The 23,514-nt window shown below is 52.2% G+C and carries 19 protein-coding genes; 3 read left to right on the top strand and 16 right to left on the bottom strand.

Annotated features, from left to right (window positions below):
* Window positions 1-16 precede the first annotated feature (16 nt).
* From wcaF to QRN24_RS07455, 9 genes are read right to left on the bottom strand one after another with little or no spacing between them, the layout of a single operon-like run.
* Entirely contained in the window at window positions 17-565 is a 549-nt protein-coding gene (wcaF, locus tag QRN24_RS07495) for a colanic acid biosynthesis acetyltransferase WcaF (RefSeq protein ID WP_020883264.1), read from the bottom strand.
* A 15-nt stretch (window positions 566-580) separates the two neighbouring features.
* Window positions 581-1,327, bottom strand: a complete 747-nt coding sequence (gene wcaE / locus QRN24_RS07490; RefSeq protein WP_014170821.1) for a colanic acid biosynthesis glycosyltransferase WcaE — start codon at window positions 1,325-1,327, stop codon at window positions 581-583.
* Between the two features lie 16 nt (window positions 1,328-1,343).
* The gene (gene wcaD / locus QRN24_RS07485; RefSeq protein ID WP_284942559.1) at window positions 1,344-2,564 is read right to left on the bottom strand and encodes a colanic acid polymerase WcaD; all 1,221 of its coding nucleotides are present in this window, start codon (window positions 2,562-2,564) and stop codon (window positions 1,344-1,346) included.
* Window positions 2,539-3,756: a colanic acid biosynthesis glycosyltransferase WcaC gene (gene wcaC, locus QRN24_RS07480; protein WP_014170823.1), complete on the bottom strand. Its 1,218-nt coding sequence runs from the start codon at window positions 3,754-3,756 to the stop codon at window positions 2,539-2,541. The genes wcaD and wcaC overlap by 26 nt, the downstream gene beginning before the upstream one ends.
* Entirely contained in the window at window positions 3,753-4,244 is a 492-nt protein-coding gene (gene wcaB, locus QRN24_RS07475; RefSeq protein ID WP_014170825.1) for a colanic acid biosynthesis acetyltransferase WcaB, read from the bottom strand. Before wcaB ends, wcaC begins: the two co-directional genes overlap by 4 nt.
* On the bottom strand, window positions 4,244-5,086 hold the full coding sequence (gene wcaA, locus QRN24_RS07470) for a colanic acid biosynthesis glycosyltransferase WcaA (RefSeq protein WP_014170826.1): 843 nt from the start codon (window positions 5,084-5,086) through the stop codon (window positions 4,244-4,246). Before wcaA ends, wcaB begins: the two co-directional genes overlap by 1 nt.
* 22 nt (window positions 5,087-5,108) lie before the next feature.
* Window positions 5,109-7,271, bottom strand: a complete 2,163-nt coding sequence (gene wzc, locus QRN24_RS07465) for a tyrosine-protein kinase Wzc (protein ID WP_284942557.1) — start codon at window positions 7,269-7,271, stop codon at window positions 5,109-5,111.
* A gap of 2 nt (window positions 7,272-7,273) precedes the next feature.
* Entirely contained in the window at window positions 7,274-7,717 is a 444-nt protein-coding gene (gene wzb, locus QRN24_RS07460) for a low molecular weight protein-tyrosine-phosphatase Wzb (RefSeq protein ID WP_014170828.1), read from the bottom strand.
* A 6-nt stretch (window positions 7,718-7,723) separates the two neighbouring features.
* Window positions 7,724-8,863, bottom strand: coding sequence for a polysaccharide export protein (locus QRN24_RS07455; protein ID WP_014170829.1), 1,140 nt, complete (start codon window positions 8,861-8,863; stop codon window positions 7,724-7,726).
* A gap of 692 nt (window positions 8,864-9,555) precedes the next feature.
* On the opposite strand from QRN24_RS07455, the gene QRN24_RS07450 reads away from it, so the two are divergent.
* Window positions 9,556-11,139: a TerC family protein gene (locus tag QRN24_RS07450; protein WP_020883259.1), complete on the top strand. Its 1,584-nt coding sequence runs from the start codon at window positions 9,556-9,558 to the stop codon at window positions 11,137-11,139.
* 46 nt (window positions 11,140-11,185) lie between these two features.
* On the opposite strand, the gene asmA is transcribed toward QRN24_RS07450, so the two are convergent.
* From asmA to udk, 3 genes are all read right to left on the bottom strand, one after another.
* Complete coding sequence (gene asmA, locus QRN24_RS07445) at window positions 11,186-13,036, bottom strand: outer membrane assembly protein AsmA (RefSeq protein WP_279261462.1); 1,851 nt, start codon at window positions 13,034-13,036, stop codon at window positions 11,186-11,188.
* A 22-nt stretch (window positions 13,037-13,058) separates the two neighbouring features.
* Complete coding sequence (gene dcd / locus QRN24_RS07440; protein ID WP_020883257.1) at window positions 13,059-13,640, bottom strand: dCTP deaminase; 582 nt, start codon at window positions 13,638-13,640, stop codon at window positions 13,059-13,061.
* Between the two features lie 91 nt (window positions 13,641-13,731).
* Window positions 13,732-14,373 carry a uridine kinase gene (gene udk / locus QRN24_RS07435; protein ID WP_020883256.1) on the bottom strand — a complete coding sequence of 214 codons (642 nt, stop codon included), beginning with the start codon at window positions 14,371-14,373 and terminating at the stop codon, window positions 13,732-13,734.
* A gap of 343 nt (window positions 14,374-14,716) precedes the next feature.
* On the opposite strand from udk, the gene QRN24_RS07430 reads away from it, so the two are divergent.
* A complete protein-coding gene (locus tag QRN24_RS07430) occupies window positions 14,717-18,046 on the top strand; it encodes a diguanylate cyclase (RefSeq protein WP_284942556.1) in 3,330 nt (1,109 codons plus the stop codon).
* Here QRN24_RS07430 and alkA read toward each other — a convergent pair.
* Window positions 18,011-18,883 (bottom strand): DNA-3-methyladenine glycosylase 2, encoded by an 873-nt coding sequence (alkA, locus tag QRN24_RS07425; RefSeq protein ID WP_284942555.1) that lies wholly within the window; start codon window positions 18,881-18,883, stop codon window positions 18,011-18,013. The genes QRN24_RS07430 and alkA overlap by 36 nt on opposite strands.
* 130 nt (window positions 18,884-19,013) lie before the next feature.
* Between alkA and yegD the strand changes: the two genes are divergently transcribed.
* Complete coding sequence (gene yegD, locus QRN24_RS07420) at window positions 19,014-20,366, top strand: molecular chaperone (RefSeq protein ID WP_020883253.1); 1,353 nt, start codon at window positions 19,014-19,016, stop codon at window positions 20,364-20,366.
* Between the two features lie 41 nt (window positions 20,367-20,407).
* Here yegD and QRN24_RS07415 read toward each other — a convergent pair whose 3' ends face one another.
* The 3 genes from QRN24_RS07415 to QRN24_RS07405 form a co-directional block, all read right to left on the bottom strand.
* Window positions 20,408-21,895, bottom strand: a complete 1,488-nt coding sequence (locus QRN24_RS07415; RefSeq protein WP_047743112.1) for an EAL domain-containing protein — start codon at window positions 21,893-21,895, stop codon at window positions 20,408-20,410.
* 359 nt (window positions 21,896-22,254) lie between these two features.
* Window positions 22,255-22,728: a FidL-like protein gene (locus QRN24_RS07410; protein WP_284942554.1), complete on the bottom strand. Its 474-nt coding sequence runs from the start codon at window positions 22,726-22,728 to the stop codon at window positions 22,255-22,257.
* A complete protein-coding gene (locus tag QRN24_RS07405) occupies window positions 22,703-23,431 on the bottom strand; it encodes a winged helix-turn-helix domain-containing protein (RefSeq protein WP_284942553.1) in 729 nt (242 codons plus the stop codon). Before QRN24_RS07405 ends, QRN24_RS07410 begins: the two co-directional genes overlap by 26 nt.
* Between the last annotated feature and the right edge of the window lie 83 nt (window positions 23,432-23,514).

Here is a 23,514-nt window from a genome sequence, read left to right as displayed (position 1 = left end):
TCCTCTACTTATGAATTTAATCAGTTTCAACGCGTTCGCGTATCACCACTGCGGGGTTGCCACGGCAAATTTTATTTGCCGGTAGCGATTTAAAAACGCTGCTGCGGGCACCGACTACCGTGCCATCGCCAACAGAAACACCAGGTGCAACAAAAACATCTGTCGCCAGCCAGCATTTTTCGCCAATCACAATCGGAGTGGCGGTAATATCAAAATGCTGACTCATAAAATCGTGACTGCCGGTGCACAAATAACACTTCTGTGAAACCACTGAATTTGCGCCAATCGTAATATCGCCAAGGGTATATAACACCGCGTCATCCCCTACCCACGCATAATCCCCAAGCGTTAATTTCCACGGGTAGGTAATTTTTACCGACGGGCGAATGACTACGTTTTTTCCGATTTTTGCGCCAAACAGACGCAATAAAAAAGCTCGCCAGCGGTACAGTATTTGCGGTGACCAGGCAAATAAGGTGGCCTGTACGGCCCACCACAACTGCACTTTAATACCGCTCCCGCCCCGAAAGCCTTTCGGCACGGAGAAACCTTTAAGATCCTGCATTACGTTTCCTTATATTCAGGCTTTGTTATATAAGGTTTTCGTTTTACCCGTGGTACGCAGACGTAATAAATAAGATAATTCCGCCCAGAACCCCGGCACGCCTAATATTTTACGCTGCACATTTCTGGCATCCTGGCACAGTTCCAGATTATTAGACGTTGACACACCGCCCATTGAAAATTCAGATACCAGCCCTTTAATTCGACGGAACGGGTAACCTGATTTATACAGGCTGGCGGTCAGCGCATAATCTGAAGAAACTTTATACTGCAGATCGTAAGGCTGTTTTTTCAGACCTTTTACCGGGAAGAAAATGGCCTGATGGCTGGCAGGCAAACTGTGGTAGATATACCAGCCGGGTTTCGCACTGCGGCAAACTTTATGCCCATCGCCAAAATCGAGCAGCGCGTCGCCAATGTACATCGCATCCTCTTTCTGGCGCGCCAGCTGACGGGCAAATAACGCCACATCCTCATGGAATACGTCACCGGAATTCAGGAAGATGGCATAACGGCCTTGCGCCATGTCGATGCCTTTATTCATCGCATCGTAGATGCCTTTATCTTTCTCGCTGATGAAACGTAAGTTGAACTCACCGTTGAGTTTTTCCAGAAACTCCGCCGTACCATCGTTCGAGCCGCCATCGACCACAATCCACTCAAAGGTGAGGCTTGGATCGCGCGCCAGGTTGCGCAGCGAGCGCCAGGTTTTTACCACCCCTTCGTAATTACGAAAAGCGACAGTAATGACGCTAAGAAACATAAATCACCTCATTTCGTCATACGTTCGTAATATTAAGCGCTTTGCGCAGAATAAACGGACAGACAATCAAGAAAGCATATTCCGGGCTAAATATTGACCCGGTAAAAAACAACGACACCGGTGTAAACAGATAAAGCTGCACGCGAAAGTTCTGGTTATCACCAAACGCGTTAATCATCATTTTGAAAACTTTAAACAGATACCACAGTGTCAACAGTACGGCGAACCACGAAAAATAGATAATTAACAGATACAGGCCATTGTCTATGGTTTTACCGACATCCGCACCGTTAAAGATTCCGAATGATGCAACATATTCGTAAAGTGAGCCGAATCTTACTACACCATCGATATGGGTTAAGGAATAACCCACCATCACCAGCGGACCAATGATACGATAATAGGATGACGAGCCTTCGGTTCCCAAATCTCCCAGGCGTTCTGAGATGTATGGGAAGGCAAATATCACGCCAACCATAAATACTGTCAGAGAGATAATCGCCAGCGGCAGTTTTTTCTTAATCGCATCTTTGTTCAGGTACTGGAACGCCCACTCCAGCAGGTAAAACAGGATAAATGTCATTACCCCTGAGAACGATCCTGACAGAACAATTCCTGCAAGAATCATAGCATCGGTCTTAGGGGTTTTGATACCAAACTGTTTGATGCTGAGCCAAATTGAGATTAGTGCCAGAGCAAAAAACGCCGGTTCAAAATAGAGGGATGTCGTACGCTTTCCGCCAAACTTGATGAAGTTCAATACATAGCTGTTACTGTAAATGAGATATTTCGAAATTATCTCCATCAGGCTACTGCCACCGGTCAAAATAATTTGCGCCATTTCCAGTGCAGCAAGCATAACAATTAACGCAACGGCAATATAAAAGAACCTAAGGATTTTCCGATAATTGTGTGGCGAAATAACCTTGAAACGAATACTCCAGACCATGCCAATAATAATGACGATATAAACAAACAGCATGGTGGAGGTGACGTATTTACTGGCATCCAGAGACTGACCAAAGATGTAGTTAAATAGCGTCAGACCCACGCCCAGCCCTAAGGCCATCATCAGCTTCTTGAGGTTGATTTTGTCGACATACAGCAGAAGCAGAACGGGCAAGAAGGTCACTATGGTTATCGGGAAGCTTTCGCCAAGCTGGGCAATTTTGACGTTGACCAGCAGGTAAATCAGCGGCAGCAGCAGATAACTACAGACTCTGATAGAACGAGACATATTCCTCCAGCATCTGTTGTCCACTGTAGGCCTTGCGGCTGCGGTTGCGGAACGATTCCAGGTCGGTGCCAAAAACGGCCTGCGCGATCTGCGCCTTCGGCAGTTGCACCAGAGGCAGCACCTCATGCTCCGCAAACGTGGTCCCGCCCGATTTTTCCAGCACTTCACGTGCCGCATCGCTGTGGGTGGCAATCACCGGCACACCGATGGAGAGCGCTTCGCACAGGATCAGCGGGTAGTTATCCACGCGCGAACTGAATACCAGCGCATCCATCCCATTGAGGGCGCTCATCAGTTTGCGCTTGTCGGTTTCAAACCCGTGATTCACCACGTTAGCTCCTTCGAACGGCGAGAACTTGCCGAAGGTGTGGAGTTCAATCTTGTCACCCAGCGCCATCATGTCGCGCACCAGTTGCTGATTGGTTTTGCCGTCGTAACGCAGGTCATGCGCAACGATAGCGATTTTTGGTTTACCCGGGGTTTCTGCAACCGGGGTAAGTTCGGCCAGAATCGCTTCTGTCGCCACGTCGATACCGTTATTGATGATCTGACAGCGCCCTGCCCCATACAGACTGTTAAAGGCATCGGCAACGTGCTGGCTTGGGGAGATAAACGTACAGCCGAGCGAGAGCATGTCGCGGAACAGCTGGCGCTTTCCGGCCACCAGCTGATGGGCACGATCCACTTTCACCGGCGGATAGTTGCTCAGCGTCGGGCACTTCTGGCAGTTGCTTTTCCAGCCTTCACACCCGTCGGTAAAGGCGCAGCGACCGGTCACGCTCCAGTGATCGTGCAGCGTCCAGACGAAGCGGGTATCCGGTTTGTGGGCCTGCACCTTCTGGCAAAACGCCACCACCTCTTCCAGATTCAGCCAGTAGCTGTGAAGCACGTGGAAATGCAGTACAACCGGCCCCTGGGAGCGCGTCACGGTGCGATAAAGGGTGTTAAGATTGCCAAACAGATCGCGGTTAAACAGGCGGAACAAGGCAATGTTGGCCACGGAAGTCAGGCGCGGCGTGTGCTTATGCACCTGCGGGTAGTTATCGTGGCTGACGCTTTTCTTACCGCCTTTGCCATAACCGTAAATAAAACGAGACTGAAGTCCTTTTTGCAGCGCGCGCTGGTGAAGATCCAGCGCCACACCGGCCGCCCCGCCCTCTGCGAGACGGACGTTAAATTGCAGAATGTTCATTTGATCACCTTCACGCGGGCTTTCTCACCCACCACCAGCGCGTTATCCGGAATACTGTCCAGCACCACGCTCCCTGCGCCTATCGTGACGTTGTTACCAATCGTGATGTCGCCAATGATGACCACGTTCGCGCCCAGCTCGACGTTATTGCCAATCACCGGGCAGGCCAGGCTGTCGGGCCCACGGTTACCGATGGTGACCGCGTGGCGAATAGTGAAATCATCACCGGCTACAACGAATTTGTTGATCACCACGGCATAACCGTGATGAATGGTAAAACGGCGACCAATGGTGGCAGCGGCCTGAATTTCATAACCAAAAAAACATTCAGTAATGATGCGGTACAGCACCAGCACCGGTGCTGCCCAGAGATTGTTTAAAACATTTTTCTTGCGCCACACCGAGCAAAAATGCGCGATGCGGTACGCCAGAACCATGCAGCACGGGCGCAGGCTCCAGCTGTTAGCGCGGCAATCTTCCAGAAACATTATTTCCCCCGAAGTCCATCAGCCAGACGCTTGCCGTTACGCACGGACAACAACGTGAGCAGCGTGCGCCAGTTCATGCGCTTATTGCGGATCTGATAGAGGGTAAACAGCTGATACTTCCGGCTGGCACGGTCGAATTTGTCCTTGTGCTTGCGGTAAAAGTGGAAGTAACCAGAGAATTTCTTCGGCGACGAGGTGATTTGCATCTCCCCGTGATTGATATGCAGGATCTGCGTCGCCTCTTCCACCTTCCACGGCTCGCCATACTCCATCACCATGCGCAGGAAGATGTCGTAATCTTGCGCAGCCTTCAGCTCGGTATCGAACAGGCACTCCTTAAAGCGCCACGCCCAGGTAAAGACCTGATTACCGATGATGTTGCGTTTATAGAACAGGCGGCGTGAGTAAGGCGATTTCGGATACAACGGCAGGCTGGCAGGCTGCGAGTAAACTTCACCCTGACAGACATAGTCGTTGGCATACAAAAACGCATGCGTCACCAGCTGTGCTTTGTGCGACAGGAAGATCGACAGACGGTTCGGCGTCCATTCGTCATCGTCGTCGATGCCGGTCAGATACTGGCCTTTAGCCTGCATAATCGCCTGGTTACGCACCGCGCACGCACCGGAGTTAATCTCGTTGTGCGTGTAAACCACGCGCGGGTCGTTAAGGTCAGTCACAAACTTTTGCAGCTGTTCGTACGAGGAAGAACAGTCATCAACGATGATCAGTTCCCAGTTATCGTAATCCTGTCGCAGCACAGATTTTATTGCGCGGATCGCCAGCTGCTGACGATTCCATGTCGGCATATAAATAGAAACTAAAGGGCGTTGTGTAGTCATGGTCTTCCCCGAAAGCTAACGATTAGTGACTGTCAGACTTGTATTCGTACTCGTAGTAACCGTAATCCTGGTAACCGGTCGCACGACGGAAGATGGAGTTCAGGATCACCCCTTTCACTTCAATTCCGTTTTGCTCGAAGCGGCTCAGGCTGGTTTCCACTTCCTTCAGCGTGTTCACCGCGTAACGCGCCACCATCAGCGTGGTGCCGGCATGGCGGCCCACAATGGCGGCATCGGTCACCGCCAGAATCGGTGGGGTATCAATCAACACCAGGTCATAGTTTTTGCTCGCCCACTCCACCAGCTCGCTAAAACGTTCACTCATCAGCAGCTCTGATGGATTCGGCGGCACCTGACCACGCGGAATAAGGTCAAACTTCGGCACCGTCGTCGGTTTTGCACTCTGGCTAATCTCACCTTTGCCCAGCAGGATTTCCGACAACCCGTTGACGTTATTGGTACCCAGCAGTTCGTGGGTATAGCCCTTACGCATATCACAGTCGATCAGCAGCACCCGTTTATTGGTCTGGCTCACTACCGCCGCCAGGTTGGCACAAACAAAGGTCTTACCAATTGACGGGCTGACACCGGTCAGCATCAGGACGTTGTTTTTGGCCTGCATCATGGCGAAGTGCAGACTGGTACGCAGACTACGAATCGCTTCGATGGCCAGATCGGTTGGGTTACCCACTGCCAGCAGCTGACTTTGTTTGTAACGCTTAACGCCTTTGGTGGTTTTGACGCTGTCACGCGATTTTTGCCACTCCGACAGCGGGATGCTGGCGTAGACGTTGATACCGCTCTCTTCCAGTGCCTGCGGGCTTTCGATTCCACGGTTGAACAGCGAGCGAAGCAGCACGCCAACGATGGAGAGGATAAGACCCAGAATAATGCTGCCGAGAATGATGAGGGCTTTCTTCGGCTTCAGCACCCCAGGCTGGGTGATGGCCGGGTCAACGATGCGCACATCACCAACGGTACTGGCTTCGGTGATTTTCAGCTCCTGCTGTTTATTCAGCAGCTGCATGTACACCTGCTGTCCGGATTCCACATCGCGGGTCAGACGTACGATTTCCTGCTGCGTTTTAGGCATCGCAGTGACGCGGTCGTTGAGTTTCGCCTTCTCTTCTTCCAGCGTGCGGCGTTTCTCGAGCAGCGTACGGTAGGCCGGGTGGCGCTTGGTATAAAGCTTGGAAATTTCCGCCTCTTTGAAGGTCAGCTCGTTAAGCTGCGCATCAATGTTAACCATCGAGTCGAGAACGGATTTCGCTTCCAGCGGCAGGTCGACAGAGTCTTTATCCTGACGATAGGCGTTAAGCTTGTTCTCGGCATCATCCAGGCGGGCGCGGACTTCCGGAAGCTGTTTAGCGAGGAATGCCAGGCTTTTCGCTGCTTCAGCCGATTTACGCTCAACGTTTTGCTCAAGATAGTTACGGGTGATGCTGTTGAGGATGTCGCGGATCTGATCCTTATCTTCACCGGTAAAGGTCATGCTCAGGACACCGGTGTCCTTGCCGTTTTCAGTGACGGTCAGGTTGTTCTGCAGATTGTTAATCATTCCCAACGTGGAGAATTTGGTCACGGTAAATTCACCGCCCTCCTGGGCGTGGATCGCGCTGACCATCATGCTGACACCCTCTTTCGTCAGCATCTGCCCCACTTCACCGCGCGCGCTAAAGCCCGCATCGCTGGTCAACTGGTACTGTTTCGGGCCTAACACCGTCAGGGTAAAGGTCTGATCCGCGCTTCCTTTTGGCAGCACAAAGTCAGTCACTTTGACCGTGTCGTTGCTGAGTCCCATCAGACGGTCCCAGCCGGCACCAAAGATCGGGAAGGTATTTTTGGTGACGGAGATATCAAGGCCGAGGTCGTGAACGGTTTTACCCAGAACCAGGCGCGACTGGATCAGCTGAATTTCCGCATCGGAGGCCGGCGGTTTGTTCGCCAGTGCGGAGCCAATGTCCTGCACCAGCGAGTTACCGGTATTCTGCTCAATCTGCACCAGCGCATCGGCACTGTAGATGGGCGTCGCAAACAGCGTATAGACGACGGCCGCCGCGGCAAACACGGCGGTGATCCCAAGCACCCACCACTTTGCCTCTACGACGGTGCCGACCAGGCGACCAATATCGATTTCATCACTGCCCGAAGTCGGGGCGGCAGAAGGTTTTGTTTTTTCTGTCATTGTTATCCCTGCTGAGCTTTCAGTGCCTGCGCCCACTGACGGGCAGACTGGTCAAGTAAGGTGTATACCGCCTCGAAGGCCTCATGGCTTTTGCGATATGGATCGGGGATTTCGCGTTCATTGTCCCAGTGACCAAACAGCATCACCTTGCCGCGCATCTCCGGTGCGATATCACACAGCGCATGGATATGGCGTTTTTCCATCGTCAGGATCAGGTCATACTCCCGGCACATGCGGCCGGTGACCTGACGGGCGATGTGCCCGTCGAGCGAAAGGTTATGATCGCGGGCCACGCTCGTTGCGCGCTCATCGGCACCTTTACCGACCAGCGCACCCAGCCCTGCGGATTCAACGGTCAGTTCGGGCTGGTAGAGTTTCAGCAGCCGTTCAGCCGTAGGGGAACGGCAAATGTTCCCCACGCATACCACCAGAATTTTGTTAAACATCGCGGATTACCAGGTATGAATGTCGCGCGCCGTATCCGTCATGTAGCGAACGCCACTGATGGTTGGCAGCAACTGGTTGATCAGACGGTTCCAGCGGGCAACCGGTGCGGTGGTGACATACACCACATCGTATGGCTGGAGACGGAACTCCGTTGCCATCACCAGAGACGTCGCATCGGACATATCCAGCTGGTAGATGTTGGCAATCTTGCCTTTCGCACTGCCCTCACCTTTCAGCGGACGGATCACGAAGATACCGGTGGCGTTGGAGGTGGTCAGATCAATACCCTCTGCATTACCCAGCGCTTCGGTCAGGGTCATGCCGCTGAAGTCCATTTTGAGGGTGCTCTGTTTCTTAACTTCGCCCATCACGAACACTTTCAGATCGTCATTGCGCGGTACGTAGAGAATGTCGCCCGGATAGAGCAGACGGTTCTGAGTCAGGTCACCGTTTTGCATCAGCGCCTGCAGCGAAATGCGCTGCTCTTTGCCGTTGTGCGTCAGAACCACGTTGCGCCAGTCGGCACCGTCGGTTAAACCGCCGGCTGCGTTAATGGCATCCAGAACGGTCAGCGGTACGTTGGTGATGGCCTGTTGACCGGATTTATTCACCTGTCCGGAGATATAGGCTTTTTGCGAGCGGAATGCGGCGATATTAACGTCCACCTGCGGGTCGGCGATGTACTGCGCTAAGCGGCCGGTAATATCACTGCGGATTTCGGCGAGCGTTTTCCCGGCAACGTGTACCTTGCCAATATAGGGATAGAACATGGTGCCGTCTGACTGTACCCAGTTACCGGTGTCGCTTGAGCTACGGTACTGGCCCGCTGGTGTGGTCAGTTCAGGGTGGTCCCAGACGGTGACGTTGATGACATCACCCGGCCCCACGCGGTACTGGTAGGAGGCAATCTCCTGATCCAGAGACATATTCGGCTGAGCAACATTCGGACGTGGGCGTAATTGTTCGACCAGACGTGGCGTGAGTGGATAAACATTCACCATTTTGTCGAGATCAAAATCGGCATCCTGCTGCTTGATCACATCCTTACCCATTGTTGACATATTGCTGCCGGGAAAGACCGTACAACCACTCATCAAGGTCACAGACACCAATAATGGCATCAATTTCATTTTGGATTTCATCATTGATTATTTATCACTTTGGCAGAGTAATTATCCTGTGCAATTTAAAATAAGCCGGGTCGTATTGGGTTTCAGCATGCAGTTAATCAAATAGAAATATAACTGGCATCAGTCCTAAAAAAAGCTTATTCATCCATTGGCTATTGACAGAATAATCGAGGCTGATTCACACGCTTTCAGGCACGCTACCGCCCTTGGCTTTCAGTTACCAATCCACTGACTAAACAATGTGTTATGGATAGACACCCTCTTGAACAAGGTCTTCTGGAAATATATCAGCCGCAAAAACGCCCGACGGATAATCAATAACCATTCCTGAAGACCGAAACAATAATAGCAACAAGGAGATTTAACATTTGATGCTGGAGGAATTGTTGCAGCTAACCTAATAGCAGGCAAGGAGACAACTGTCCTAATAACTGTTTTTAAGATTAATATTAAGAGCAAAGTTTTGACCTTTTAGGATTTTCTTTATATTGACAAAGCAACAATAAAAACCATTAATTGCGATATATCCTAAAATGTACTGTGCGTAATAAAATATACGTAATTACCTTATTTACAGCGCCAGCGTATTGCTCTCTTTTTGTTCGGCCTTATTAAGAGAAATCTCAGCCCGGCATTGCAATTTCCCGCCGCTTTATCCATGATCGAAGTGTGACATTCGTCATATAACAGAAGGTATTGCTATTACTATGGAATGGATTGCCGATCCATCAATCTGGGCCGGACTGGTGACGCTGGTTGTCATCGAATTGGTGCTCGGTATTGATAATCTGGTCTTTATCGCCATCCTCGCCGAAAAACTGCCCCCTTCTCAGCGTGACCGCGCTCGCGTAACGGGCCTGCTTTTGGCGATGGTGATGCGGTTGCTGCTGCTGGCCTCTATCTCCTGGCTGGTCACGCTCACACAGCCTCTGTTCTCCGTTCACGGCCTGAGCTTCAGCGCCCGTGACCTGATCATGCTCTTCGGTGGCTTGTTCCTGCTGTTTAAAGCGACGGTTGAACTTAATGAGCGGCTCGAAGGCAAAGACAGTGAAAACCCGACCCAGCGACGCGGGGCAAAATTCTGGCCTGTGGTGGCGCAAATCGTGGTGCTGGACGCCGTCTTCTCACTGGACTCGGTGATCACCGCCGTCGGGATGGTTGACCACCTGGCCGTGATGATGGCCGCAGTGATCATTGCCATTACGCTGATGGTGATGGCAAGTAAAGCCCTGACCCGGTTCGTTAACAGCCACCCGACCATTGTTATTCTCTGCCTGAGTTTCCTGCTGATGATTGGCTTTAGCCTGGTGGCAGACGGGTTTGGATTCCACATTCCGAAAGGCTATCTGTATGCCGCCATTGGTTTCTCAGTAATGATTGAAGCGCTGAACCAGCTGGCGATATTCAACCGTCGCCGCTTCCTCTCAGCGAATCAGACGTTACGTCAACGCACGGCCGACACGGTCATGCGCCTGCTGAGCGGGAAAAAAGAGGATGCAGAACTGGATGCGGAATCCGCCGCGATGCTTGCCGATCACAGTGACGGGCTGATCTTTAATCCGCAGGAGCGACTGATGATTGAGCGGGTGCTCAATCTGAATCAGCGGACGGTCAGCAGCATCATGACATCACGGCATGACATCGAGCATATCGACCTGACGGCACCGGAGGAGCACATTCGCGCACTGCTGGATAAAAACCAGCACACCCGCGTGGTTGTCACCGGCGGTGAAGAGGAAGAGGAGTTGCTGGGCGTGGTGCACGTCATCGACCTGCTGCAACAGCAGCTGCACGGTGAAGCACTCAATCTGCGTGCCCTGGTACGCCAGCCGCTGGTCTTCCCTGAGGGACTGCAGCTGCTTTCTGCTCTTGAGCAGTTCCGTAACGCGCGCACTCACTTTGCCTTTGTGGTGGATGAATTCGGTTCCGTTGAAGGACTGGTCACGCTCAGCGACGTCATGGAAACCATCGCCGGTAATTTGCCCAACGAAGTGGATGAGATTGATGCGCGCCACGACATCCAGAAAAATGCCGACGGGTCGTGGACGGCGAACGGCCATATGCCGCTGGAAGACCTGGTGCAATATGTGCCGCTACCGCTGGATGAAAAACGCGAGTATCACACTATTGCCGGTCTGCTGATGGAATATTTGCAGCGTATCCCGCAACCGGGAGAAGAGGTTCAGGTGGGCGACTATCTGCTTAAAACGTTGCAGGTTGAGAGCCACCGTGTACAGAAGGTGCAGCTCATTCCACTGCGGGATGAAGAAGAACTGGACTATGAGGTTTAATGAGTTGTTTTGCCCGGTAGCATGTGCGCTACCGGGCGCTCGGGCATCAAAGCTTATCTAACAGCTTCTTCACATCCTTCCCTGACTGTGAATCTTTATTCCGATCCGCCCAGTCGTTCAGACGACGTTTCGCTTCGTCCTGCAGATGTTTGCGCAGGATCTGATCCACCTGAAGGCTGTAATTCAGCGCCTGCCATTTGCCATAGACAGTGAGCGGAACCGGCGTCTCTTTAAGGAAGTCGATCAGTTTATTTTCACCCTGCCAGCCGGAAAGTACCCGCACGTTAAATCGGGTATCCGCCGTCTCTTTCACCAGATCCAGCTTACCTTCACCGGTTAACGACAGGAGTGAAGAGGTTCCCTGCATTCCGTCGAGGGTGAGCTGCCCGTTATCCAGCGTCAGGTCAGTGGTAAAGCTGTCGAGGCGCGTTGCGCTGTCGTAGTTTTCCTGGGCTTTGACATCACTGCTGCGCTCCACCGCCTGTTGTACCAGCTGCTGGAAGTTAAGCCCTTCCATACGGGAGTCTTTCAGATCAAGATGGGCCTGCCCCTGCCATTCGCGGCGGAAAGCCTCAGCATCAATCTTTGTCCCCGAGAAGTCACCCGCCAGCGTCAATTGGCCCGTTAAGGAGATCGGGTAATTAAAGGCTTTAAGGATGGTACCAATCTCAACGTTGTCGAGACGCGGCTGGAATTCGGCGCTGGCCGTCTCTTTACGCACGTCCAGCGTGCCCGGCAGAGAAAGATGTCCGGCGCCCATTTTGCCGCTCAGTTCGGAGATCACCAGCAAACCGTTATGGTTAAACATCTGGCTGCTCACGTCGGTAAAATCGATACCGCGCCAGCGCAGGCTGTTAGCTTTCAGTAAGATATCGGCCGTGAATCCACGCAGACCGTTATAGTCTGGCTGATCAAGACTCGAGGAGATGACCGGACGCGGCTTGGACGGCTGGCTTTGCCCATTCTGAGCGGCGTTACCGTCGGTTGCACCCGCTGGCTGAGGCGGAAGTAAGTTCTCCAGATTGAGCTTGTCAAACTGCAGATTCATTACCCACTTCGGCTTCTCCTCAAGCGTGACGCTCGCCTGCCCTGTCAGACTGCTGTCATTCGCCTGCAGATTGAGGTTATCCAGCTCAAGCTGTTTTTGCTCTTCGCGCCACACGGCCTGCAGCGTTCCCTGACCGGTGATCCCCTGGGCAGGAAGATCGGCTCCCGTCAGTTGCCAGTTCAGTTGCTGAATATCCGCCGTGAGCTGATGGGGGTAATCTGAGGCATTCACGTTGGCGTTCAGCGACAGATTCAGATCGCGCTGATCGCGGTTCAGCCTTCCGCTAAACTCCAGCGAGGCAACATGATGGGCGTCCTGCTCCATCTTCAGGTTGATGTTACGGACGGTTACCTGCTCGTCGGACTCATGCTGGAAAACCAGCACGCTGTCGGCGACTTTCAGTTTGGCTATATCAAATGACCAGCCCGTATCCGTCGGCTCGTCGGGCAGCGTATTTTCCCGCGGGGCGACCGGCGCATCCGAGTCACGCACGGCTTCAGTTTGCGGCGTCAGCTGAATCACCGCCCCTTTCAGCATCACCTGGTCGACCTGCAACTGGTGTGAAAAGAGCGGGATCAACGCCACATCAAGACGCATGTTATCGGCAGAGACCAGCGGCTGGGAGGCACCCGGCGCGGTTAACGACATGCGGCCTGAGAGAATGCTGAGTTGCGGCCAGACGTGCCAGCGCAGCGGCCCATCAAGCTTCAGTTGATAACCACTACGCGCTTCGACCTGCCGCACCATGTAAGCACGGAAATCATTAGGGTTAACAAGCAGGACTAACGCCGAAAGGCCAGCAACCAGAACCACCAGCAAAATCATCAGCGTTGTCAGAACTCTTCTCATAGCATCCTCAGTGGACTAACGATCAGTCTTTATCAATACGGCTCGCGACCGCACCCTGCTGGTCGCGATATTTAGCGTCCTGACGGCGGTTATAAGGACGATCTGCCGGACCGGTTAGCGGTTCAAAGCTCAGCGCACCGATCATCATCCCTGGACGCAGTGCCAGAGGCAGTTTACCGGCATTGAAGAACTCGAGCACGATACGGCCCGACCAGCCTGGATCGATACGGTGCGCGGTCACGTGAACCATCAGCCCCAGTCGCGCCAGAGAAGAACGGCCATCGAGCCAGCCGACCAGGTCCGCAGGCAGCGTCACGGATTCATAGGTCACCGCCAGCGCCAGTTCACCCGGATGCAGATAAAAGGCTTCGCCCTCGTCAATAACGATTTCATCACTCATCACGCGATCAAGCGCGGCGCTGACTTCATCCTTCGGCCCGCTAAGGTCGATGAACGGTGCGGTATGGCCGCTAAAGGTGCGGAATTTATTTCCCAGGCGCACATCAACAGTCACACCATTGATACGCTCCACGGGTGGACGTGGTGTAATAGACAGACGGCCTTCATCCAGCCAGGCTTCAATATCGCGATCACAAAGACGCATCGCACTTTCTCCTTTCATGCATCGTACCCTGAAGCCATAAAGACTCAGGGCAAAACCAGGTTATCCCTGAACGGTACACAATTCGCGCGGCTTATTCAAAAAACTGGCTGATTTTCGCTTTTAAGATATCAATGGCTATGCGGTTTTTACCGCCGCGAGGCACGATGATATCGGCGTATTGCTTGGATGGTTCAATGAATTGCAGGAACATCGGGCGGACAGTTTTCTGGTATTGCGCCATCACGGAGTCCATCGAACGTCCACGCTCATTCACGTCACGCTTAATGCGGCGCATCAGGCAGATATCCAGCGGCGTATCGACGAAAATCGAGAAGTTCATTGATTCACGCAGACGGGAGTCGGTCAGAAGCAAAATACCTTCAAGGATAATGACCTTCTTCGGTTCGATACGGATCGTTTCCTGCGTACGGGTATGTTCTACATAACTATAGACGGGAAGTTCAATTGCCTGGCCGCTTTTAAGTGCTTCTAAATGCTGGAACAGTAAGCTGTGATCCATCGCATTAGGATGGTCATAGTTAGTTTTTACGCGTTCTTCCATCGACAGATGGGATTGATCTTTGTAATAGCTGTCTTCGGGAATGACGCCGATATGCTCATCACCAACTTGTTCACGCAGTTCGCGGTAAAGCGTACTGGCAATAAGACTTTTACCTGAAGCCGATGCGCCGGCGATGCCTATAATGACGCACTGATGAGACTTATCAGTCATAAATTTAGCGACCTGATTAACCTGGATGTTAAGGAAGGACGACGCCGGAGCGTCAAACGCGGCAATTATAGGGATTTCGCGGGCATGATACCAGTCGAAAGCGCAGGTTCTGCGAGACAGGGTGAAAAGCGACGAAATGATCCCTTTGTGAAATTTAAACGCACGTTTTTTCAGCGTTTGTCGGGGATTTTTTACCGAGTAACTATTTAATAAGTCTATGATGTCAAATTATGAGCAGTCGCCATATGAATTGTAAATTGTTTGTACTAGCATAAACCAAATTATCAAATTCACTCGTCCGGACTTCTCTCCTGACGGCATGGCGTCTCTGGATAAAGCGGTAATGAATAAACAATACCAGCGGGTTTTGGTTACCACCCCACATCCTTTATTGCGACTTGTCTGTCTGGGCCTGGTCACCTTTATCTTTACCTTATTTTCGCTGGAGCTGACCCGCTTCGGCACCCTGCTCGCCCCGCTCTGGTTCCCTACCGCCATCATGATGGTGGCCTTTTACCGTCATGCAGGAAAGATGTGGCCGGGTATCGCCCTGGCCTGCTCGTTTGGCAATATCCTGGCCGCGTGGATGCTTTTCTCCTGGTCGTCGATCAACCCGACCTATACCGCTATCAACGTGGTTGAAGCCGTGATTGGCGCGGTGTTACTGCGTAAACTGCTCCCGTGGTATAACCCCCTGCAGAATCTGAATGACTGGATCCGTCTGTCCATCGGCAGTGCGCTGGTGCCACCGCTGGTTGGCGGAGTGCTGGTGTATCTTCTGGTGCCGGGTCCGGAGCCGCTGCGTAATTTTCTCGTCTGGGTGTTATCAGAAGCGATTGGTGCGCTGGCGCTGGTACCGTTAGGGTTACTGTTTAAACCACATTATCTGCTGCGTCACCGCAACCCAAAATTGCTGCTGGAAACGCTGGCCACCATGGCCGTGACGCTGGCTCTCAGTTGGATGGCGATTACCTGGCTGCCGTGGCCCTTCACCTGCGTTATCGTTCTGCTTATGTGGAGCGCCGTGCGCCTGCCGCGAATGGAGGCGTTTCTGGTGTTTCTGGTCACCGTAATGATGGTCTCGCTGATCATGACGCGTAACCCTGTATCCATGACGCCGCAAAACCTGCTGGTGACGCTGAACGCGCCCTGGCTGCCCTTTTTAATGATGCTGTTGCCGGCCAATATTATGACCATGGTGATGTATGCCTTTCGCGCCGAACGCAAACATATCACCGAAAGTGAAGCGCGTTTTCGTAACGCGATGGAGTATTCCGCCATCGGCATGGCGCTGGTCAGCATTGAGGGGCAGTGGCTTCAGGCCAATAAAGCCCTGTGTAACTTCCTGGGATACAGTCAGACGGAGCTTCAGGCCCTCACCTTCCAGCAGTTAACCTGGCCGGAAGATTTGAATACCGATCTCGAACAGCTGGAGCAGCTGGTCAACGGCGACATCAACACCTACACCCTTGAGAAGCGTTACTACACCCGCAATGGTGAAGTGGTCTGGGCCCTGCTTGCCGTCTCCGTGGTGCGCCACACCGACGGTTCACCGCTCTATTTTATCGCCCAGATTGAAGATATTAACGACCTGAAGCAGACCGAGTGGGTCAATAAACGCCTGATGGAGCGCATCACCCTCGCCAACGAAGCGGGCGGTATCGGCATCTGGGAGTGGGATCTGGAGCCAGACATTATCAGCTGGGATAAGCGGATGTTTGAGCTGTATGAGATCCCGCCGCACATCAAGCCCACCTGGCAGCTCTGGCACGAAACGATGCTCCCGGAAGACCGCGCTCACGCTGAAAAGGTGCTCCGGGATTCCCTCATTTCACGTTTGCCGTTTAAGCTTGAGTTCCGCATTCGTGTTAAAGAAGGCGTGCGCCATATACGCTCTCTGGCGAACCGGGTACTGAACAAACAGGGTGAAGTCGAACGCCTGCTCGGCATCAACATGGACATGACCGAGGTGAAGCAGCTCAACGAAGCGCTGTTCCAGGAAAAAGAGCGTTTGCACATTACCCTCGATTCCATCGGCGAAGCGGTGTTGTGTACCGATATCGACATGAATGTCACCTTTATGAACCCGGTTGCCGAGAAAATGAGCGGCTGGCTGCAGACCGAGGCTATCGGGCAGCCTGTCCTGAAAGTGTTGCACATCACCTTTGGTGAAAAGGGACCGCTGATGGAGAATATTCACAGCGGCGATATGTCTCGTTCCGATATAGACCAGGACGTGGTGCTGAACTGCCGTACCGGCGGCAACTACGATATCCACTACAGCATTACCCCGCTCAGTACGCTGGACGGGCAGAACATTGGCTCCGTGATCGTGATTCAGGACGTGACGGAATCGCGCAAAATGCTGCGTCAGCTCAGTTACAGTGCCTCGCACGATGCCCTCACCCACCTCGCAAACCGGGTCAGTTTCGAAAACCACCTCAAACGGCTCTTACAGACCGTACAGGAGACACGCCAGCGCCATGCGCTGGTGTTTATCGATCTCGATCGTTTTAAAGCCGTCAACGACACTGCAGGCCATGCGGCGGGTGATGCTCTGCTGCGGGAGCTTTCGTCATTAATATTGACCATGCTCCGCTCCAGCGACGTGCTGGCTCGTCTCGGCGGGGACGAATTCGGGTTGTTGCTCCCGGACTGCAATATCGAAAGCGCGCGTTATATTACCGGCCGTCTGATTAACACCATCAATGACTATCACTTTATGTGGGAAGGACGTCTGCACCGGATCGGCGCCAGCGCGGGTATCACTCTGATTGATGAAAATAACCGTCAGGCTTCAGAAATCATGTCGCAGGCGGATATCGCCTGTTACGCCTCGAAAAACAGCGGACGCGGCGTCGTCACGGTTTATGAACCCCAGCAGGAACGGGACCACGGCATGCGCAGCATGATGTCGCTTGATGAGCAGTGGCACATGATTAAAGACAATCATCTGATGATGATTGCCCGCAGCGTCGCGTCTCCACGGATACCGGAAAGCTGCAACTTCTGGCTGATTTCATTACGCCTGTGGACCAGCCAGGGCGAAGTGCAGGAAGAGCATGCGTTCCGCTCCGGACTTGCGGAGCCTGAACTGTTGCACGCCCTTGACAGACGTATCTTCAACGAGTTTTTCCGCACCTCCGCCGCACAGGTCGCCCACAAAGGCATGGGGGTCGCGCTTCCGCTGTCTGAAGCAGGTTTAGCAAGCGTCACGCTGGTTGATGAACTTGTCGACCTGCTGGAGAAGAGCCCCATGCCAGGCCGTCTGCTGCATCTGGTTATCGCTGCCGACGTGGTATGTAACCCGGATGAGAACCTGCAGCAGGGCCTGCAAAAGCTTCGCCATGCTGGCTGCCGCGTCGTGCTCAGCCAGGTGGGACGCGATATGAACGTCTTTAGCCACCTCAGCGCCAATATGGCCGATTATCTGATGCTTGATACGGAAATGGTGACGAATGTTTATGGCAACCTGATGGATGAGATGATGGTGACGATCGTTCAGGGGCACGCCCAGCGCCTGGGCATGAAAACCATCGCCGGTCCGTGTAACCAGCCCATCATGATGGACACGCTCTCCGGCATCGGCATTGATTTTATTTACGGCGACACCATCGCCGAGCCGCAGCCGTTGGATCTACTGCTTAATACCAGCTATTTCGCCATCAACTGATGGCGCCCAGCCATCGGTATACCAGATGTGCAGCAACGCATACGAGCGCCAGGGGTGCCAGCGCTGGGCGTAGCGCCGAATTTGCGCAGGCGTCATCCCGGCAAAACGTTGCTTAATCAGATAATCATCCGGCAGAAAAACGTCCTTCGCCTGCCAGCCACGCAGGGCCAGGTAGTTTGCCGTCCAGCGTCCTATCCCGGGCCGCTGCTGTAAGGCCTTCGTTCCCGCCTCAATATCCGCAGGAGGGGAAAGCGGAAACGTCCCGTCCACCACAGACTGAGCCAGATGAACGATCGACTCCGCCCGCTTTACCGGCATTCCAAGCGCTTTCAACGCCAGCGGGTCCGCTGCGGCCAGCGCGTGCGGGGTCGGGAAGCAGAGATAACCCGGGGCGTCTTCAACCGGCTCCCCGCACAGGGCGACAACGCGGGAAGCCAATTTTGCCGCCATCGCCACGCTAACCAGTTGCCCGAGTATCGCCCGCACACCCTGCTCCCAGGCATCCATCGCCCCCGGCAACCGTAAGCCTGGCCGTGTGGCCCCCAGATCCCCCAGTGTCGAGCGGATCGCCTGAGGATCGCAGTCAAGATCGAAAAGTCGCCCGATACGCTCAAGGCAGGTCTGCGCAACCGGAATCAAGCCCGGGCTGAGCGTCACGGTAAGCGTAGGGGTTTGGCTGTCCGGCGTAACGCGAAATATCCCCTGATGCCCCTCGCAGGCGAAACTGCGCTCGTAATAGTGGTCCGTGACGGTCTCTACGCCCGCTACCGCACGTGCGCCAAGGAAACCAAACATCCATTGCCAGTCGTAAGGGGGTTGCCAGGTCAGGGTATACATCATCGCTCCTTTTTTGTTCCCCTCAGCATAAACCGAAAGGCCTTGTTTCGCCTTGCTTTCATATTCCTGTTGTCGCCAGGCAGACATTTCGCTAAAGTCTCGCCCCTTCTCACTGGCATGGGGACTAATCGTGTTTATTGGATTTGACTACGGTACGGCAAACTGTTCGGTTGCCATTATGCAAAACGGGCAACCACAGCTCCTGAAGATGGAAAAAGAGAGCACGCTGCTGCCATCAATGCTCTGCGCACCCACTCGCGAAGCGGTCAGTGAATGGCTGTTCCGTCATCATCAGGTTCCCGCTACCGCGGCGGAAACCCAGGCGCTGCTGCGCCGGGCGGTCAGTTTTAACCGCGACGAAGATATCGACGTGACCCCTTCCAGCGTGCAGTTTGGCCTCTCATCGCTGGGCCATTATATTGACGATCCGGAAGAGGTTTACTTCGTTAAATCCCCGAAGTCGTTTCTGGGCGCCAGCGGATTAAAACCACAGCAGGTGGCGATGTTCGAAGACCTGGTGTGCGCCATGATGCTGCACATCCGTAACCAGGCGCAGACCCAGGTACCCGATCCCATCACGCAGGCCGTTATTGGTCGCCCGATCAACTTCCAGGGTCTGGGCGGTGAAGAGGCTAACCAGCAAGCGCAGGGGATCCTCGAGCGCGCCGCACACCGAGCCGGTTTCCGTGACGTGGTCTTCCAGTATGAGCCGGTAGCGGCAGGGCTGGATTTTGAAGCCACATTAACGCAAGAGCAACGCGTGCTCGTTGTGGATATCGGCGGGGGCACCACCGACTGCTCTTTACTGCTGATGGGGCCACAATGGCATCAGCGTCGTGACCGCGAAACCAGCCTGTTGGGCCACAGCGGCTGCCGCGTAGGCGGTAACGACCTGGACATTGCTCTGGCATTTAAAAGCCTGATGCCGCTGCTCGGCATGGGCGGACAAACCGAAAAAGGCATTGCCCTGCCAATTCTGCCCTGGTGGAACGCCATCGCCATCAACGACGTTCCGGCGCAGAGTGATTTTTACAGCACCGCGAACGGGCGCTTTCTGAACGATTTGGTACGCGACGCGCAGGACGCGGATAAAGTCGCCCTGCTCTATAAAGTGTGGCGTCAGCGTCTCAGCTATCGCGTGGTGCGTACCGCTGAAGAGAGCAAAATCGCCCTCTCTGACCGTGCTGAACACGCTGTCTCATTACCTTTTATCAGTGATGAGCTGGCGACCGCGATATCGCAGGAAGGGCTGGAAACGGCACTCGCCCAGCCGCTGCAGCGGATCCTCGAGCAGGTGCAACTGGCGCTGGAGAATGGTAAAGAGAAGCCGGATGTGATTTACCTGACCGGCGGTAGCGCCCGTTCACCGCTTATCAAGAAAGCGCTGGCGGAACAGCTTCCGGGTATTCCGATTGCCGGTGGCGATGACTTTGGCTCCGTAACGGCAGGTCTGGCCCGCTGGGCACAGGTGATGTTCCGTTAAGCCCCGACGGAAGCCCTCGAAATGCGCAGGGCTTCCGTCGTTTACAGCGCGTTAAAACGCACATTTTCCTTTTTACCTGGCAGCACGCTGCCCTTTTTGCATGCCGCTTCTCTTGTCGTCGGCTGGCTTTGCTCGACAAATCGCCGGAAATCAGCGAACGGCACCGGGGGCAGGAAATGATACCCCTGCAGGTAATCCACCTGTTTGCTGATAAGCCACTCTCGCTGATAAGCGTACTCCACCCCTTCCGCCACGGTACGCAGCCCCAGAATCATCGCCAGATTAATAATCGATTCCAGCATCGGCAGCGGTTGGTTATCAGCCTGGATAGCGTTGATAAAGGTCTTATCAATTTTTATGACATCCAGTTCGAGTTCATTCAGATAGCATAAATTCGCGTATCCTGTACCAAAGTCATCCAGAGCAAACATCACCCCGCGATTACGCAGTGAACGGATCAGTTCTTTTATTGCAGGCGTCACGGCCAGCGTTTGATTTTCGGTAATCTCAATCATGAGCTTCACCGGTAACGATTCTGTCAGCTCTAAAAAATTGAGGCACTCCCAATAAAACACCGGGTTACTTAACGTGGTTGGACTGACATTAAACGCCACAAACAGCGGTGTATTTAACCCGTTGCTCTTTTGCTTTAAGTCACTGGCAACTTTATGCATTAAATAGCTGGTGAGTTCGTTAATCAGGCCACAGCTTTCTGCCAGCGGAATAAATTCTCGCTGCGAAATCGTGTAATTATGCCCTAATGGCCAGCGGGCCAAAATCTCTATACCACACAGCTCACCACCTGCACCGACAACGGGTTGATAATAAGGTAAAATTTCATCATTTTTGAGTGCCAGACTCAGACGCCCCGCATCATTATTATCATAACTACGCCCGGTGGATTTGCGCATTAACGTACTGTTCTGCCCCACATCTCTTTCAGTCAGGAAACCATTACGGATAAGAAAAATAATAGATTCAATAAAATTTTTAAAACCAAGCCTGTGCGTTATTTTATCCCGGTAGCGATACAGGGATTTTGTGGTCAATGAATTTGCCCGGCAGAATTCGGCCTGCCCCTCTTTCGTCATCATGGCATTAAGCATGTCTGCCTCAAATTCGGTTAACGCGAAAACGTCCAGCTCATCTGATTTTACGCGTGATTCCGGTTGCGGGGTGGTCATCAGTATACGCGTGAGTATATCGATGACGGTCGTATAATGCAGTGTTACATCAATTGAGGTACTGTATTCATAGCCTCGATTAATACACTCATTTTCGCTCAACCTGAGAACAACGCTGTTTACCATGATAAACTGGCTACTGTTACGATGTAGCCATTTCTTCACCAGGAAAAAGGGCATCCGGTTATCAACAATTAACAGACAGGAGTTGTATTGCTGAAAAGAAAGGTCTGACTCTGATATAAATGTCTGACTGTCGACCAGTACCAGATTAGGCAAAAAAGCCCTAAGCCCGGCGAAAAGATAAATGTCATAACTGAGCAGGAAGACCTTTTTCTTATTCATAATAATCACCATCACGTTTTCATTGTAAAACGCAGCCTTCCCGAACAGGAAAGTGTATTCACAATTGACCTGGTATTCACATAGACTTAAGGTAAAACAAATAAAATGCCTTTAGATTGCATAGTGTGTAGTAGCTCATCCCCCTTGCAATAAAACTGAGCGCAGGGGAAATGATAAGAATATTCTTGCTGTATCGGTAGCGAATTCTGAGGTCCGAAATGAGTACAAACTTATGCGCTTATATTCACATTCTGACAAACTTTAGTGATAATAAACACTATTTTAACAAAATAAAAAACCATAAATGATGCGACACATAGGTTATTATTTCAGAATAAGACGATACCCTATTCTGAGGATTACGCTGCCCGACACACCAACAGGGTGCGTCGCAAATCGCGTATACCGTACACATTGTGCGCAATATGCATTATTTTATAATAGAAGTTGTGTTGCTTAGACATAATTAATCCCGTGATCTCATCAGGCAAATCATCATTATCATTTTTGATCACAGAAACCCGTTGGGTACGTATGTAGCCGTCACTTTCATTACCTAAAAATTTAAGCATCGTGGAACGGTTAATGGCGTAGCTTTTCCCATTAACATTAATCACGCCCACTTGTGACAATACCCCCTCTTCAGCAGATGATATCCTGAAAACCAGCAATACCTCCCCTTCGATGTGCATACCTGTTTTTTGCGTATTGAGCACAAGATGGTTCTTCGCTGAGCATACCAGCGCTGCCGGAACCTCATGACGTTTAAATAAAAACAAAAAAATGATAACAAGCACTACGGCAAGACTAAAATACATAATTTTCGCACGCATGTGCAACTCCCCGGGAGCCTAACGTACAAATACTGAAAAATGATTCCTTTAGTTTATTACCTGCAGACAATCCATTGTCATCATAAAACACAATGACCTTATTTCTTCCCTTGCAGATAGATTTGAATTGCTGCCATCGGGATGAATTCAAAAAAGTGGATATTTTCTCAACTGAATTATCATCTGTCGTAAATATTTCACAGGAACCGGATTTTTGTACATGCACGACACCATCGGTATCTCGTAATAATTTTGGCAGAAGGACAAAGCCAGATATCACCAGGCTGATGCCTAATATTCCGCCAACGATCGTTTTACCGTATCGCCTTAACCCGGGTTTGGTGGCGGAGGTTAATGCAGTGATGCTATGCGGCAACGCATCTTCTTTTACGTTTTCGATCTGCGCCTGAAAAACAAATCCTTCTCGGGGGATAGTTGCGATCAGATTATCCATTCCCAGTTCTGCTAACGTTTTGCGCAAAATACTGACATTTTTATTCAGACTGTGACCTGATGGGATCAACCCATACCTTCCCCACACTTCTTCTATAATCAGATCCCGATGTAATTGTTTGCGGTTGTTCGCAATAAAGAGCTCCAGTAATCTTGCCGTTGCAGCGGACAGAACCACTCTTTCTCCCTGTACACTTAGCGCTCTGGTCTCTGAATCGTATACAATATGACCATTGATTATCTTTTTCATCCGGGAACTCTTTTATTATCGGCGGCAATGCCAGCACGCAGTACAGAATATATTCCCAGAGTTCAGTTAGCAATATAAGAACT

The organism is Enterobacter sp. MEB024, assembly GCF_030209635.1.
In the GTDB taxonomy this organism is placed as follows: Bacteria; Pseudomonadota; Gammaproteobacteria; order Enterobacterales; family Enterobacteriaceae; genus Enterobacter; species Enterobacter ludwigii.
This window is presented reverse-complemented; position numbering and strand designations above follow the sequence as displayed.